This window comes from Psychrobacillus sp. FSL K6-4615, from assembly GCF_038008225.1.
Lineage (GTDB): Bacteria > Bacillota > Bacilli > Bacillales_A > Planococcaceae > Psychrobacillus > Psychrobacillus psychrotolerans.
On sequence record NZ_JBBOYQ010000001.1, the window covers coordinates 1,755,457 to 1,771,325 of the forward strand.

At 35.2% G+C, this 15,869-nt stretch carries 15 protein-coding genes; 9 read left to right on the top strand and 6 right to left on the bottom strand.

Going from position 1 to position 15,869, the window contains the following annotated elements; all coding sequences use genetic code 11:
• The first annotated feature begins 4 nt into the window (after nt 1-4).
• Nucleotides 5-1,888 carry a vWA domain-containing protein gene (locus MKX53_RS08520; RefSeq protein ID WP_093534346.1) on the top strand — a complete coding sequence of 628 codons (1,884 nt, stop codon included), beginning with the start codon at nt 5-7 and terminating at the stop codon, nt 1,886-1,888.
• Nucleotides 1,889-2,020: 132 nt separating this feature from the next.
• Nucleotides 2,021-2,593, top strand: a complete 573-nt coding sequence (locus MKX53_RS08525) for a GNAT family N-acetyltransferase (protein ID WP_093534344.1) — start codon at nt 2,021-2,023, stop codon at nt 2,591-2,593.
• A 103-nt stretch (nt 2,594-2,696) separates the two neighbouring features.
• On the opposite strand, the gene MKX53_RS08530 is transcribed toward MKX53_RS08525, so the two are convergent.
• The 3 genes from MKX53_RS08530 to MKX53_RS08540 all read right to left on the bottom strand — a co-directional run bounded on the left by MKX53_RS08530 (nt 2,697) and on the right by MKX53_RS08540 (nt 5,030).
• On the bottom strand, nt 2,697-3,881 hold the full coding sequence (locus tag MKX53_RS08530) for a toxic anion resistance protein (RefSeq protein WP_340910613.1): 1,185 nt from the start codon (nt 3,879-3,881) through the stop codon (nt 2,697-2,699).
• Nucleotides 3,853-4,530, bottom strand: a complete 678-nt coding sequence (locus tag MKX53_RS08535) for a 5-bromo-4-chloroindolyl phosphate hydrolysis family protein (RefSeq protein WP_340910615.1) — start codon at nt 4,528-4,530, stop codon at nt 3,853-3,855. Before MKX53_RS08535 ends, MKX53_RS08530 begins: the two co-directional genes overlap by 29 nt.
• A 218-nt stretch (nt 4,531-4,748) precedes the next feature.
• Complete coding sequence (locus MKX53_RS08540; protein WP_093534338.1) at nt 4,749-5,030, bottom strand: acylphosphatase; 282 nt, start codon at nt 5,028-5,030, stop codon at nt 4,749-4,751.
• A 154-nt stretch (nt 5,031-5,184) separates the two neighbouring features.
• On the opposite strand from MKX53_RS08540, the gene MKX53_RS08545 reads away from it, so the two are divergent.
• From MKX53_RS08545 to MKX53_RS08565, 5 genes are all read left to right on the top strand, one after another.
• Nucleotides 5,185-5,463: a DUF1033 family protein gene (locus tag MKX53_RS08545; RefSeq protein WP_340910618.1), complete on the top strand. Its 279-nt coding sequence runs from the start codon at nt 5,185-5,187 to the stop codon at nt 5,461-5,463.
• A gap of 184 nt (nt 5,464-5,647) precedes the next feature.
• On the top strand, nt 5,648-5,848 hold the full coding sequence (locus tag MKX53_RS08550; protein ID WP_093534334.1) for a cold-shock protein: 201 nt from the start codon (nt 5,648-5,650) through the stop codon (nt 5,846-5,848).
• 127 nt (nt 5,849-5,975) lie between these two features.
• A complete protein-coding gene (locus MKX53_RS08555) occupies nt 5,976-6,797 on the top strand; it encodes an STAS domain-containing protein (protein ID WP_340830514.1) in 822 nt (273 codons plus the stop codon).
• Between the two features lie 198 nt (nt 6,798-6,995).
• Nucleotides 6,996-7,499, top strand: a complete 504-nt coding sequence (locus MKX53_RS08560) for a YkvA family protein (protein WP_340910620.1) — start codon at nt 6,996-6,998, stop codon at nt 7,497-7,499.
• Between the two features lie 146 nt (nt 7,500-7,645).
• Nucleotides 7,646-8,787, top strand: a protein-coding gene (locus MKX53_RS08565; protein WP_340910623.1) for an IS3 family transposase whose coding sequence is annotated in 2 segments (ribosomal slippage) — nt 7,646-7,919 and nt 7,919-8,787 — 1,143 coding nt in all. Because the reading frame shifts where the segments join, the coding sequence is not laid out codon by codon here.
• A gap of 239 nt (nt 8,788-9,026) precedes the next feature.
• Here MKX53_RS08565 and MKX53_RS08570 read toward each other — a convergent pair.
• The 3 genes from MKX53_RS08570 to msrA form a co-directional block, all read right to left on the bottom strand.
• Nucleotides 9,027-10,628, bottom strand: a complete 1,602-nt coding sequence (locus MKX53_RS08570; RefSeq protein ID WP_093534328.1) for an ABC-F family ATP-binding cassette domain-containing protein — start codon at nt 10,626-10,628, stop codon at nt 9,027-9,029.
• A 472-nt stretch (nt 10,629-11,100) separates the two neighbouring features.
• Nucleotides 11,101-12,714, bottom strand: coding sequence for an MFS transporter (locus tag MKX53_RS08575; RefSeq protein WP_340910625.1), 1,614 nt, complete (start codon nt 12,712-12,714; stop codon nt 11,101-11,103).
• Between the two features lie 286 nt (nt 12,715-13,000).
• A complete protein-coding gene (gene msrA / locus MKX53_RS08580) occupies nt 13,001-13,519 on the bottom strand; it encodes a peptide-methionine (S)-S-oxide reductase MsrA (RefSeq protein WP_340910627.1) in 519 nt (172 codons plus the stop codon).
• Nucleotides 13,520-13,661: 142 nt separating this feature from the next.
• Between msrA and MKX53_RS08585 the strand changes: the two genes are divergently transcribed.
• Both MKX53_RS08585 and MKX53_RS08590 read left to right on the top strand, forming a co-directional pair.
• On the top strand, nt 13,662-14,603 hold the full coding sequence (locus MKX53_RS08585; RefSeq protein ID WP_340830533.1) for an LCP family protein: 942 nt from the start codon (nt 13,662-13,664) through the stop codon (nt 14,601-14,603).
• 71 nt (nt 14,604-14,674) lie between these two features.
• Nucleotides 14,675-15,868, top strand: coding sequence for an AI-2E family transporter (locus MKX53_RS08590; RefSeq protein WP_340762250.1), 1,194 nt, complete (start codon nt 14,675-14,677; stop codon nt 15,866-15,868).
• Nucleotide 15,869 lies beyond the last annotated feature (1 nt).

A 15,869-nucleotide genomic window follows, 5' to 3' on the forward strand; every position in this document is an offset into this window, starting at 1 on the left:
ATAAATGGCTTCAGTTGACCGTTTTATACAGTTCAATAATGAAACGATAGATGCTAGGCAACTCATGCATTACGAAAATGTTGCTAAAGCTTTAACCAAAAATACATTATTAGCGATTAATGAGCGTAAACTGATCGAATTTCAACCAGCGGATCAAATAATTTCCTTAAGTGTGTTTTGGAGACATCGTGAGAAGCATGTGATGCATGCAGGCAGAATTTCTGACATTTTCTTGATGGCAGAAGGGTTTTGGAAGTCCTTTGACGTGATGAAATGGCAGCAGTTTCAGGAGGAAAAACCGACTAGCTTAACTAAATTCATGGATCAGTTACTATTTTGTTTGGAAGAATTTCGTATGGTTGAAATGATTCAGAAAAAAAGAATAGGTACGCAAAAAGTATTTACAATTCGTATTCATACTTATTTAGAATTTCACAAACAGCAACTTCGAGTAAATGTTCAAAAAGGTTTTTTAGCGGACGCTTTTATAAGTTATTTATATATTTGTCTGTATGAAGGTACGATGTATGTAACAGGTCCAGATATATTTTCTGTGACAAATAGTATCATTCAAAAAGTATATGAATCTAAAAATACTCAACAATCTATTGATTTGGCCTATCAGCTATATTTTCTTTTAAACGAATATATAAATGAGGATAGCCTGCTACAATATTATGCAATTATATCGTACACACGGGTAGCATCCAAAGACTTTCACTATCATCAAGGGGCTAAAGATTCAGAACGTGGTGAGGAAGGTGAAAAAGATACGATTGAAGAGATATTTAGAACCTGGCACCGAGAAAATGAACAAGAAAATGGTGTGCATCTTCAATATGAACTAGAGCACGGCAGAGATGGGAAAGCACAACAAGCAATAGAAGCGGAGGAAGGACAGGAAGGGCACGAAATTACGATGACCGGTAAAGGTCAATCAAGTGGGAATAGCAAGGAAGGTCAGGTGGATCAGTCCACTAATGACCAATCCAGTGACTTAAAAAAAGCTGGTAAGTCCTTCGGAAAAGAACATACAAATGTGATGTATCAGGAAAAGCGTATTGCGATTAAGAGTATTTCCGAAAACCAACATCTCCTATACAAATATCGACAAGACCATGCACCTTATCTAAAAGCATTTGTACAGGAAATGAAAAAACGATTAGAACAAAAGCGAGTAGATAAGCGTACGAACTTAACAAAGGGTAGGTTATCTACAAAGCTAACGGCTATTTGGACAGATGAAAGACCAAAACCCTTTTATAAAAAAAATGCGCCAAGTATTCAATTAGATGCTGTTTTTGGTCTGTTAGTCGATGGATCAGCTTCCATGCAGGATAAAATGGAGGAAACAAAAAAAGCTGTTTTACTATTTCATGATGTATTAAGAGAACTAAAAATTACCCATGAAATTGTCCTCCATTATGAAGATGCTTATGAAGCGACGGAAACCTCTCAACCAAATGCATTTGAATGGATTCACAAGTTAGAAGATGGGCAAAAAGATAATGGTTTGGATATTCTTTCCATGGAAGCACATGAAGACAATAGAGACGGATTTGCCATCAGATGGATGGGTAAACGATTAGAAAATAGAGCAGAGGCTCATAAGTTTCTACTTGTATTTTCAGATGGAGAGCCTTCTGCATTTGGTTATGCCCAAAATGGTATTATGGATACAGCAGAAGCAGTGTTAGAGCAGGAGCAACTTGGTATCAACGTTTTACATTTGTTTTTGAATGATCGGGAAGCAACAGAAGAACAATTAAACTTGTTTCGTTTAATCTTTGATAAAAAGTCTGCCACTGCGTCTTCATTAGAAAAATTTTCAGAGGAAACACTTCGATTACTTCGGAAGATGCTACATCTGGTTGTGCAAAGTTCTTAAAAGAATCCTTATAACATGTTTATGAACCTTTAAATAGGGAATAAATATACTCGAGGATTTTTTTCGGCAACTTGTTCCTATTTAAAACAAACCTCCGAGCAAAATATAATTTTGAAAGGAGAACTATTACACATGAATTGGTATGAAAAGCTTAATCAATATTTTCCAGTGGATGAAATGAAATCTCGCGTTCATATGGAAACACTTTTGACGGATAAAGAAGATATCTATATAAAAGACGAGGGACCAAAGCATGTATTGATGTACGTGGAGTTTGAAAACTTCATTTTTGTAGACTATCTATTTGTTTCTAAAGAAGCTCGTGGAGAAGGCCTAGGTCGGAAATTATTGAGTCAATTAAAAGAAAAGAATAAGGTCATACTATTAGAAGTAGAACCTGTTAACTATGATGACTCTGATTCTGAGAAGCGTCTAAAATTTTATGCACGTGAAGAATTCAAACACGCTACTCGCATAGGATACTCACGGCGTTCTCTAGCAACTGGAGAAAATACCATTTTGGAAATTTTATACTGGTCCCCAACAGACCAAGATGAGTATGCCATTTATGAAGCTATGAAATGGACATATGAAAATATCCACACGTATAAAGATGAACATTTTTATGGTGATTCTTATGATGCTTCTCATGAGGTATTAGTATTTAATGATGAGGATAAGAAAAATATGCTGAAGCCTTACTAAAGGGTCTTGCGACTTAAAAAAGAATTCATTTTAAATCAAATGTGATTTAAAATGAATTCTTTTTGTTGTGGTAATCTATTCTTTACTGCTCCATATAATATTATTAGGAAGAACGGTTTTTAGATTGGTCAGCAATTAGTAGTAGACGTTGTTTTAGTTCTTCTTCCATACGACCAATTTCTATTTCTGCTGCTTTTCGTTTTACACGACCATCAGCTTGAATACGCATCGTTTCTTCGATTGTTTGTAGTAAATTTTCTTGTGTTTTCTTCAATGTATCAATTTCTACAATGCCTCGTTCATTTTCTTTTGCCGTTTCAATACTATTCACTTTTAACATCTCCGAATTTTTCAATAATAAATCATTCGTCGTTTGCGTTACTTGCTTTTGTGCAGCTACTGCTTTTTGCTGACGATTTAAAGTTAAAGCAATAGCAATTTGGTTCTTCCAAAGCGGGATAGATGTCATAATAGATGATTGAATTTTTTCGGCAAGCGTTTGGTTGGTTTGTTGAATCATACGAATTTGTGGTGCACTCTGTATCGTAATTTGACGAGATAACTGTAGATCATACACTCTTTTTTCTAAACGATCTACGAATTGTGCCATATCATTGACTTCTTGATAAGCCATTTGATCGTTGGATAATTCTGCTTTTCGTCGTAACTCCGGAATAGTTACATTTACTATGTCATCCTTTTTTAACTCTGCAGCAGCAATATATACATTTAATGCTTGGAAATACGTTTTGTTTTGATCGTAAAGTTTGTTTAGCATTTGAACATCTTCCACAAGTCCTCTTTTAGAATGTTCTAGCTGAATGCCAATACGATCTACTTGTGTACTAAGCTTCTGATATTTTGTCATTACCTCCTGGACGGAGCGATTGACACGACTAAATAATTTTTTAATACCTGATTTTTTCTCGGTAGACAGTTCTTCGGGATTAATCTCGGATAATTTGCGCATCAAATCACTTAATATATCTCCAACAGGTCCGATATCTTTCTTTTGCACATGATCTAACATCTGATGAGAAAAACGGGTAAGCTCAGATTGTGCGTTTGCACCGTAAGTTAGAATCGCTTCGTAGTCACCAGCTGGTATTTGGTCAGCTAATTGTCGAGCTTTTTGTTGCTCAGCTTCCGAAAGTCGATCGATCAGTTTAGTCGGGACTGCTTCTGTTTCTGTAATGGCTTGTGGCTTAGTAGTATCTAGGTTAAAAGGACTGGATAATAGTTCGTCCATTAATATATCTTCACTTGTATTTGATATCTTTTCGCTCATTTTCGGATTCTCCTTTTAAATATAAAGGTTTTTCTGTTTGTTTAACGGATAATTTAGCAAAATCTAACTCCATTTTAAGTAGCTCTACATCAGAGGCTAAGACACTTTGTAAATCTTCTTCCATAACTGTGTTGATAGATTCTAATGTCTCTCGTGTATCTTGCAAAGCTAATTTCATATCTTTATTCTTCACCGGTTGGGAAACTAATAAAGTATACTTTGATGTTAGTTCTACTGCTGAATCTAAATGTGCATAAAAGAACTTTTCAGCTTGGTAGAACTTTTTAGGGTTAGATCTTACAAGTGAAATAATCCTTTTTGCTAATCGATTCATTTCGAATAATTGTTTAAATGAACTGATTGAACGAACTTTCAGATACAGACTATTTAAAGCTTTTATCTTTTTATTTGCTTCTTTTAATTGTTGTTGGATATGGAAATACTCAGAAAGAGTCAATTGATGTTTTTTCATAATTCTTCTCTGTTGAATTTTCTTTATCGAAAAGTTAGAAACAATATATACTCCTATAGCAAAAACGGAGCTCCATAAAAATCCACTCTCGAATGGAAAAAAGAAAACAAACCACGAAGTAATCATGATAGGGAAATTTAAGCAATGTCGTATGAAGGTTTGCAGTAGTTCACTCATGATGTTACCTCCTTTTTCCGGTATTAACGGGCAGTATCTCCCTCTTAATGGTTTGGGCTATATAACTAACTGGCATAAGGGGGAGAAAACTGCCTGTAAAAACCCGAATGGTTCAATTTACACTTTTTGTAGGTGAACCGATCCTACGATAGAAGTTTCACTTTTTCTATACTACTATATACGATTCAATCAGCAGAAAGTTTCATTTCCTACAAATATTAAACAATATCTGACTCCATCGAAGTATAACCTTTTAGTTCATCAAATAATTCCATTCGATAAGCATTTGTCTGGGATAAAGGAGATACTCCTTTTTGAATATACTCCAAAAACTCCTCCAACTGTTGAATATTGCCTTCAATATGAATATGAATGAGTTTGTCTTCTGTTTGTTTGCAACTACCTTTCAATCCAAGTGATTGAGCTTTTTGTTTCACTAAAAATCTAAAGCCTACTCCATCCACATCACCATGCATTTGAATATAAGCCCGCTTTTTCATAGCATAGTCTCCTAACTTGTTTATAATAGTGTTATCTATAATTTAACTGAAAAAGTAGGAATATTCAATTTATAAAATTGCTAGGCATTTAAGTAGACATTTTATATAGGAGCAGTAAAATATGAATTAATAAAAAATGTTAGAGGCGATGTCTATGTTCGAAGTAATTTATATGAAGGCAGACTATGAACCGTGGTGGCTTTTTGAAGGTTGGGAGCAGCATATTGTAGAAAAGCATACTTTTGAAACACAAGCAGAAGCCCAATCCTATTTAAATGAGAAACTAGTGGAATTACGAGGGAAATTTCCAAAAGAAAAAGTGAAGGATGAGAAATACTGGGCTTTTTGGTCAGAAAAAGAAGTATGTTTTTGTGAATCATGTGATGATGATTTACAAATATATCATGGTTTAATATGGAATGAAATTACCTAAACAATTTAGAATTATGAAAATACTTATTGACTAAATCGGTGCCAATGCTATAATTAATTTACAATTTAAAGTGAAAATCCGTACTAATGATTCACATATCCTATGAAGTGATCGATGTGAAATCGGTACTTCATGGAATATGTGAATTTTTTCACGTATTGATTAATTTTTTGGAGGTAATAGTATGAAACAAGGTACAGTGAAATGGTTTAACGCAGAAAAAGGATTTGGTTTTATCGAAGTAGAGGGGGAAAATGATGTATTCGTTCACTTCTCAGCAATTCAAGGTGATGGTTTCAAATCACTTGAAGAAGGTCAAAAAGTTGAATTTGAAGTAGTCGAAGGGAACCGCGGACCTCAAGCAGCTAACGTTACAAAACTATAGTCCCTTAAGAAGCACACCTTTAGGATGTGCTTCTTTTTATAGTCCTTCTAATTTAATTTAAAAGTGTGTTTAATTAGATTACATTTGGGTATAAAAAATAGAGTTTACTATTTTAGGGGGAACCGCTTTGGACAGATTAACACTGGATCTTAACTTAAAACATTATTTAGAAGAAAACAAAGATGATTTTGAACAATATTTATTAAACCAGGCTGTTAATGTTAAAGATAAGATAAATGATATATTAAGAGTTGGAGATATAGATCTAATCAATAACGCTCATACTCTGACACATTATATTATTGATGAAAATACGAAAGATTTGAGTGCTTTTGCAAAGCAAGAAGGCATTGCATGGGCAACGTTTTCTTTGACGCTATCTTTTAAATTAGAATGGATCCAGGCCATTAGAAGAACTTTGTGGATCTTTATTCAAAAGTACAATAATGACATACAACCGATTTCGATTGATTCGTTCTTTGAGTTAGAAAAGCAAATTAATAATCAAATAGATTATTTTTTAAATGAGTTTTTTATCAACTATTCGACTTATAAGGATGCTTTAATTTCTTCCCAACGTAAAGTGGTTGAAGCCCTTTCAGTTCCTATAATTCCAATTACACCCTCTATTTGTATTTTGCCGTTAATTGGCTCAGTAGATACTTTTAGAACAAGTATTTTAGAAGAAAAAGTACTAACAGAGATTGGCCGTTTACATATACAAACGTTAATAATGGATCTCTCAGGTATATCTGAAATGGAAACAGAAGTAATAGACCATTTACTGAAAATTATCTATGGTACTTCGATGATGGGCTGTGGCACCGTTATTACCGGTTTAAGACCGGATGTTGTGAGACAAATGATTCAATTAGGCGTTAAATTTGATGATGATACTAAAACCTTTGCAACGTTACAACAAGCGTTAAACGAGTATTTAGTCAAGTAAAGGAGAGGGGGATTCGGGGGGTTAGATCCGAAGCTTCTTTTATTTTTATTGGAGAAAAACAATTGAAATTAACACTACTAAAAGGGCAGTTATTATTTTTCCATCTTCTGATTCTTTAGGAATAGAACATAGAAAAGCCTAAAATGTTTCAAATAGTCTTATTTTTGGTATAGTGAAGAGAGAGAGGGGCTATGAACTATGAATGTAGAACTTAAAAAAGAATTACCAACTTACGAGGAACAACAAGACTTCTATATAAAACTACGATCTAAAATTACTGATTATGTAGAAAATAAATCGGGTAAAGCAGGAAAGTTTACTCCATATCTTCTATTTGCTCCTGATTTATTTCACTTATTAGTAAAATCGATGTTTGATGACCGCATAGATGCGAAGAGTAAAACACTCGTTGGTAGTGGTATATTATATTTCATCACGCCAGTAGACATATTACCAGAAGGTTTAATAGGCCCAGGTGGTTTTATCGATGACATTATTGTAGCTACTTTTGTAGTAAATATGTTACTAAACAAATTTTCTCCTGAAATGATTGAAGAACATTGGGCTGGAGATGACAAACTACTAAACGTATTGAAGAAAGTTTCGGAAACAAGTGATTCCTTACTTGGAAAATTGCCGACAAGATCTCTGCTTGGTCGTTTTATTAAAACTTCTAAAAAGGGCACTGCAGTTAAAAGTTAATCCACACAGGAAAGTTCCAAATCCCTTATAAAAAAGCATTGCTATATAATATTGCAGTGACCTAAAAAAATGAGACAAATAAAAACACCTTTCGTTGAAAAGCGGGTATACATTACCTAACTTATCAATACGGAGGTGTTTTTTCTATGGGAACAAGAATCAGTTATCCAGTGGAAGTAAAAATGAAGGCCATTGAAATGCGATTGGCTGGGGTGCCGGTAAAAGAAGTAATGGAAGAGTTAAACATTCGGAACAAAACACAATTGGAAACATGGTTGCGGTGGCATCGAAATGGAGAAACCCACCGTCTCCATCAACCAGTCGGTAAACAATATACCTTCGGTAAAGGACCGGAATATGGTAGTGAAACTGCCAAACTACAAGCAGAGAATCGTTTTTTGAAACAGCAGATTGAAGTTTTAAAAAAGTACAAGGAATTGGAAAGGAAGTGGCGCCAGCAGTAGTAATTCAATTAGTGGAAGACTTAAAGGATATCATGCCAGTTGGTGAAATCTGTCGCCACCTTGGTGTAGGTCGCTCGTCTTACTATCGATGGAGAAAGCAGGCGGGTCAACTCACACAAAAGGAGATTCGAGATCTGCAGATCGGAGACATGTGCAAAAAACATAAGTTCCGATATGGTTATCGAAAGATAACTGCTTTGTATCCAGGTATTGGGGAAAAAACCGTGCAGCGTATTATGCAAAAATATGGATGGCAATGTAAGGTCAAAGTCAAGAGACGTAAGAAAACTGGTCAACCTGCCTATATCGCTGATAACTTATTGGCTCGTGACTTCACGGCAACTAAGCCACTGGAAAGGCTTGTAACAGATATCACCTACTTGCCTTTTGGTCAGACGATGTTGTATCTTTCCAGTATTAAAGATCTCTTTAACGGTGAAATTATCGCCTATACGATTGGCTTGAATCAAGATACAACCCTTGTATTAGATACACTTCACCAGTTACCCGAAGTACCAAAAGGATGTATTCTGCATAGCGACCAAGGATCCGTTTATACGTCGTATGCTTATCAAAAAGCAGTCAAAGGAAAAGGAATTACCATGAGCATGTCCCGCAAAGGCACGCCAGCTGATAATTCCCCCATCGAAACGTTCCATTCCACGCTAAAGTCTGAAACGTTTTACCTTGAAGATATTTACCACACGACTAATGCGCGTGTGATAAATATAGTCAAAGAATACATTATTTATTATAACAATATCCGTATTCAAACGAAACTAAACAGCCAATCACCGGTTCAATACCGTCAATTGGCTGCATAATTAGGTGTTTTATTCTTGTCTCATAAAAGGTAGTCAGTGCCATATAGCAGTGCTTTTTTGATGTGTTAATGTTCTGAACTAGTCAACCCTATATCATGTATTGTAGGGGGGATAAGAGAAGACGTATCAAGTTAAGAGAAGTATTGTCCCCATAATCTGTACGATTTTCTTTTTATAATAATAAAAAAGAGTACAGGAAAATGACATATTGTCATCATCCTGTACTCTATTATTAGGTATTATAAGTTTTGTGTATCTTTCCACTCTAAGAACTCATCATAAGACAATTGTTTATCTAAGATAGACCCGTCTTCACGGATTTCAATTACGCGATTAGCAATTGTTTGAATGAACTGGTGATCATGCGATGTGAAGATCATTGCGCCTTTGAATAATGTAAGACCATTATTCAATGCTTGAATAGACTCAAGATCCAAGTGATTCGTTGGTTCATCTAGTAATAATACATTCGATTCGGAAAGCATCATTTTAGAAAGCATACAACGTACTTTTTCTCCACCTGAAAGAACAGAAGGTTTTTTCTTCACTTCTTCTCCTGAGAAAAGCATACGGCCTAGGAATCCACGTAGGAATGTTTCACTTTCATCATCAGGTGAATATTGGCGTAACCAATCTACTAATGAAGGCTCATTGCCTTCAAAGTATTTAGCGTTATCAAGCGGGAAGTAGGCACGCGTTGTAGTAACACCCCAACGTACGGACCCTTCTTTTGGTTCTTCTTCCTCTGCAAGTATACGTAACAATGCAGATTTCGCTAATTCATCTCCAAGAAGAATAATCTTGTCTTCTTTGTTCAACGTAAAGCTGAAGTTAGAGAAGAGGTTTTTGTCTTCAGTAGAATGACCTAAATTTTGAACTTGTAATACATCATTCCCGATTTCACGTTTCATCGAGAAGTTTACATATGGATATTTACGCGATGATGGTCTGATATCATCTAGTTCTATTTTGTCTAGCATTTTCTTACGAGAAGTTGCTTGTTTCGATTTAGAGGCATTGGCACTAAATCGAGCAATAAATGCTTGTAGCTCTTTAATTTTTTCTTCTTTTTTACTATTTTGATCGGAAGCTAATTTGCCAGCAAGTTGACTTGACTCATACCAGAAATCATAGTTTCCTACATAAACTTGAATTTTACTGAAGTCTAAATCCGCAATATGCGTACATACTTTGTTTAAGAAATGACGGTCATGGGATACAACGATAACAGTATTATCGAAGTTAATAAGGAAATCTTCCAACCACTGAATAGCTTTAATATCTAAATGGTTAGTAGGCTCATCCAGTAATAGTACATCGGGTTTACCAAAAAGAGCTTGAGATAAAAGAACTTTTACTTTTTCAGATCCAGTTAAGTCAGCCATTTTCTTTTGGTGCATTTCATCTGGAATACCAAGACCTTGTAAAAGTATTGCTGCTTCAGATTCAGCTTCCCAACCATTTAAGTCAGCAAATTCACCTTCTAGTTCGGCTGCACGCATACCATCTTCATCTGAAAAATCTTCTTTCATGTAGATAGCATTTTTCTCATTCATTACTTCATATAAACGTTTGTGTCCCATCATAACTGTTTCTAAAACATTGTATTCTTCGTATTCGAAGTGATTTTGTTTTAAAATTGCTAAACGTTCATCTGGGTTCATAATGACATTGCCTTCTTGGGCCTCAATTTCACCAGACAAAATTTTGATAAATGTTGACTTACCTGCTCCATTTGCACCAATCAATCCATAACAGTTTCCTGGTGTAAACTTTATATTTACGTCTTCGAATAACTTACGGTCACCAAAACGAAGACTTATGTTACTTACTGCAATCATGCTAGTACCTCCTAAAATTCACAATGAACTTATTATAGCACGAAATAGGAACGAATTCTACAAATCCTTGATTTTATAGGGTTTCAACCTATTTCAGTTAATGCTCGCCCAAAAATCAGCCCCATTTGCGTTTAAGCTTTGACTGAACAAGGAAACAGACTCTAGTTCTATTTTTCAGGAGTTACTTTTAACTTTGGGTAGGGGGGAACTAGAAAGGATAAATGGTCAACCTGATATCCTTAGAATTAAAGCACAAGGGGGATGGGACAGGTAAGGTATTGGACGTAGACTATACTTTTTTCCAGGACATTTCGTGAACAGAGCCGGATGCTGAAGTTTTAGTGACTAAAATAATTCAAGAATCCTTAAGGTCATTAATTTTAGTTCCAGATCAGTATTCTGCTTTTAAAAAATTTGATTTTATTACACACAAAAAGAAAAACTGTATGACCAAAATTGGCCATACAGTTTTTTAGCCTTGTAATGATTTTTTTCGAAGTGGGGCTAAAAATAATGTGACGATTAAAATACAAGTTGCAATGACTACAGCACTAGTGAATAAGCCACCGTAACCGTTTTGTGCCGCTAATGTGGACACTTGTTGCACACTAGTAGATAACACTTCTTTTAAGGTTGGATCTTGAACTTGATTTAGTAGTTGTGTCATGTCTGTATTAGCTGAAGCACCAGATGACATTTGCGCTGTTAGTTGTTGCAACTCAGCCGCACCTTCTTGACTTAAATTTGCTTTTGCAAGATTATCTTGTAAAATTTCAGGGAAGTCCGTTTTGAATAATGCCGGCATTTCATTGTAGCCGCGAGCAATAAAACCTGCGTATATTGTGGGTGCCAGCGTCATTCCAAGCGTTCTTGTTAATGATAATGTTGCAAGAGCAGTACCTTTATTTGCTTGTAATTTTTCAGTTGCTAACATATTTAATGGCGCACCCAAAATAATCCCCATACCAAAGCCAGCGATGATTGAAGAGATGATAAATTGCCATTTTACTTCAATCCATAATGGGAATAATAAAAATCCTATTGCTGATATAACACTCGATAAGATGACCGCAAAAATAGGTCCGCGTTTATCTGTAAATACGCCACCTAAACCAGCACCCAAACCAGCTGCAAGAGCTAGTGGTGTCATCCAATAGCCTGCATTTTCAGATGCAATCCCAAGTACTTGCTCTGAAAATGCAGGGATGAAAATCATTCCGGCTAGTAATGCACCTGAAAATGCACCAATCACTAAAGTTAGTAAGTATGGCGGTTGACGTAGCAAGTGGAATGGTAGAATCGGGTCACCACCACGCTTTTCAAGACGATTTTCATGTACTAGTAAACCAATTAAAAGAACAATACCAGCAATGATATAGCCATAAACATTTGGTTGCAATAAGCTTTTTAAAAGGTGAACACCTTCTAAATTTGTCAGTCCATACATAATGCCTAAAATCGCTAAAGATAATAAAATAGTTCCAAATAAATCGAGTTTTCCAGGCTGTACATCTTTCGTTTCATCTAGTTTAATAAAGCCTAAAATAACGAGTACAATGGCAATAGGTACATTCACTAAAAATAGTACATGCCAGCTACCTGTAACGTCTAATAAAATACTGCCGATATTGGGTCCAAGTACGGCCGCAATACCGTTCATCCCACCAAGCATCCCAAGTGCCTTACCTTGTTTTTCGACAGGTAATGTACTTAATATATGTGAGCTACCAATAATGAAAATACCGCCGCCACCCATTGCTTGAAAAAAGCGAGCGATTAAATAAAAAGAAAAGTTTGGACTCAAAGCCACGAGTAATGAGCCAATACCAAAAATGGCGATTTCTATAATAAATAATTTTTTGCGTCCATATCGATCAGAAAGTTTTCCGATAATCGGCACACTAATTGCCAAACCAAGTGTGTAAAGCGTGACACCCCATGCTCCCCAGTTTGCATCGACATCGAATGATCGATTAATCGTTGTTAAAGCAGCACTAATAATACCGTTATCAAGTGCGGCCATAAATACACCAATGGAAAAGAGGGCAATAGCCCAGGTTTGTGATGCATTTTGCTTTTCTGTCATAAAATTCCTCCTTCGATTTAATATATTTTAACAATACAGCGCTCATATCGTAATATTGAATCAAATTTTAAGTTGCTCTTGGGATAACAAATGCTATGCCATGAGGTATTTGGTATAACAAGGTTTTCATGAAATTTAAACACATAATTCATTCTAAAATAGTTATAGCATGAAATAGGGCTTACTAGGTATTCTTATAGTGTAAAAAATGAAATTTCCATTCTCCCGTATATAAAAAGCCCCCAAAACAATTTAAAATTGTCTCGGGGGTCAACTTAGTTAAATTTTACTTCCAATTTTTCTCGATAAATTCATCTCGACCTGATTGTGCTCGATCCTCTTTGTAATGGGTAGGGCTTCTTTTATAGAAGTCTTGATGATACTCTTCCGCTTCATAAAATGTTTTAGCTTCTCGTATTTCGGTAACAATAGGTTTAGAGAATTTCCCGCTTGCCCCAAGCTGTTCTTTTGATTTCTCCGCGAGCTGTCGTTGTTCATCCGAATGAATAAATATGGCAGTGCGATAACTTTCACCGCGATCTTGAAACTGGCCTCCATCATCGGTAGGGTCAATTTGTTGCCAAAATATTTCTAATAATTGATTGTAAGAGAAGATGCTTGGGTCAAATTGTATTTCTACCACTTCTAAGTGACCTGTATCCCCTTTTTTAACGTCTTCATATGTAGGATTATCAAGATGACCACCCATGTATCCAGAAGTTACCTTATGTATGCCATCCCATGTGTCGAATGGTTTTACCATGCACCAAAAACATCCGCCTGCAAATGTTGCTTTTTCTATCATATTTATTCCTCCGATTCATCTCACCTATTGAAATTTTGCTTGTGTAAAACAAATTTTAACACTTGTTAACTAGTTGTACAAAAATCTGAAACTATCTTAGCTGAAATACGTTATTATTACTGTATAAAGGGGAGATTTTAAGATGGAAGAAGAATTACAACAAACTAGAAGACGTCGCAGAAAAAGACGTCCCAGAGTAGGACGCATACTTTTTGTTATTTTTTTGTTTTTGGCTGTAGGAATTGGTATTTATACATTTACTCAATATTCTAGTGGCTACAAATTAGCAGATACAGAACAAAAAGAACCAATGGAATTTAATGGTGATGAGCTTAAGAAAGGTGACCGTGAAAATATTCTGGTTCTTGGTGTAGATTCCAGAGGGGAGGATCAAGCTCGAACAGATACAATGATGATCTTTTCCTGGGATAAAGAAAACAATGATGTGAAAGTGATATCATTCATGCGTGATATATATGCAGATATTCCTGAACATGAATCATATAAATTAAATACAGCTTTTTATCTAGGAAAAGTACAATTATTGAAAGATACTATGCAAGGGATGTTCGATTTACCTATTCACCATTATGCGTTAATCGATTTTAGTAGCTTTGAGTCTCTAGTCGATATAATTGCACCAGACGGCGTACCAGTAAATGTTGAAAAGGATATGTCAGAGAAAATTGGTGTCACATTAACAAAAGGACAACAGAATCTAAATGGTAAAGAACTACTTGGTTATGCTCGTTTCCGTTCCGATGCAGAAGGAGACTTTGGGCGAGTTGGTAGACAACAGTTGGTAATGGAGATCTTAAAAGACGAGCTATTGTCTATTGAAAACGTACCGAATTTACCTAAATTCATTGGAGCTACTGAGGGATATATCCAAACAGATTATTCGCGTTCAGACAAAACAAAAAGAGTATTAGATGCAGTTGTAAGTGGTAAGTTAGAAATGGAAAAATTGACAATTCCAGTAGAAGGTACATATTCATTTAAGAATTATAGCCATGCTGGATCAGTCATCGTACTCGACAAAGAGATGAATAAAACGGCCATTACAGAGTTTTTAGAGAAATAAGTTGCTTTAATATTGCCATATTATTTTTTACTCCGTAAAATAAATATAAATAGAAAGGAAGTTTGATAGAAGTGGAGCCTGAAAAACCTTCTTTTTTCTCTACTAGATACATAAAATTTTTAGGTGGACGTAATACAATCTTTTCATTAGTTCTATTGCTAATGATTGGCCTTGTTATTATGATCTACGATGAAATTTCCTTTATTTTTGTGCCTTTGACAGTGTTTCTCGGCAATGTAATTTTACCAATAATTTTAGCTGTCATTGTATACTATTTATTACGCCCAATATTGCGGTTACTAGAAAAAATTAAAATTAAACGGGTCTGGGGAATTCTGATCATTTTCTTAGTCCTAGTCGGTTTAATAACTTTACTGGTATTCCTAGTGTTTCCTTTTTTAAAGGGACAAATATTTAAACTAGTAGAGGAACTGCCTACTTACTTTATCCAACTTTTTAATGATCTTGATGCTTTTTTAAGAACATCTATTTTTAAGGATTATTATTTACAAATAGAAAATGACGTTGCATCAGTATTAAATGGGCTTCCTGACGAAATTGGGGAATTTGTTCAAAATACTGTAACTGGAATAGCAACTGGGATTTCCTCCATTGTAGGGGTTTTAACTAGTTTTGTACTGGCGATTGTAACGGTTCCATTTATCGTTTTCTACTTATTAAAAGATGGAGAAAAGTTACCTAATTTTGTGATGAAGCTATTCCCTCCAAGGATGCGAGATGATTTACAGGAAGTATTTACAGGTATAGATAGACAAATTAGCTCATATATTCAAGGACAAATACTAGTATCTATGTGTATCGGGTTTATGATTTATATAGGGTTTACTATTATTCAAATGCCATATGCTCTATTATTGGGAGTTATCGCTATGGTTACTAGTGTTGTACCATATTTAGGCCCAGTTATTGCTATTACTCCAGCAGCGATAATCGCGTTAGTAACATCCCCATTATTACTAGTTGGATTAGCAATTGTATGGACAGTAGTACAATTAATAGAAGGTAAGTTTATATCACCACAAATAATGGGTAAATCACTACATGTGCACCCAATTACTATTATTTTTGTTCTTATAACAGCAGGATCATTATTTGGGGTTCCGGGAGTGATTTTAGGGATACCAGGATATGCCATATTAAAAGTTATCATTTCACACTTTTATACATTGTTTAAAAAGCGTTATAATAAGTTTGAACCAGTTATTGAAAATCATTATGAGTATACAAATCACAAGGTGGACTGAG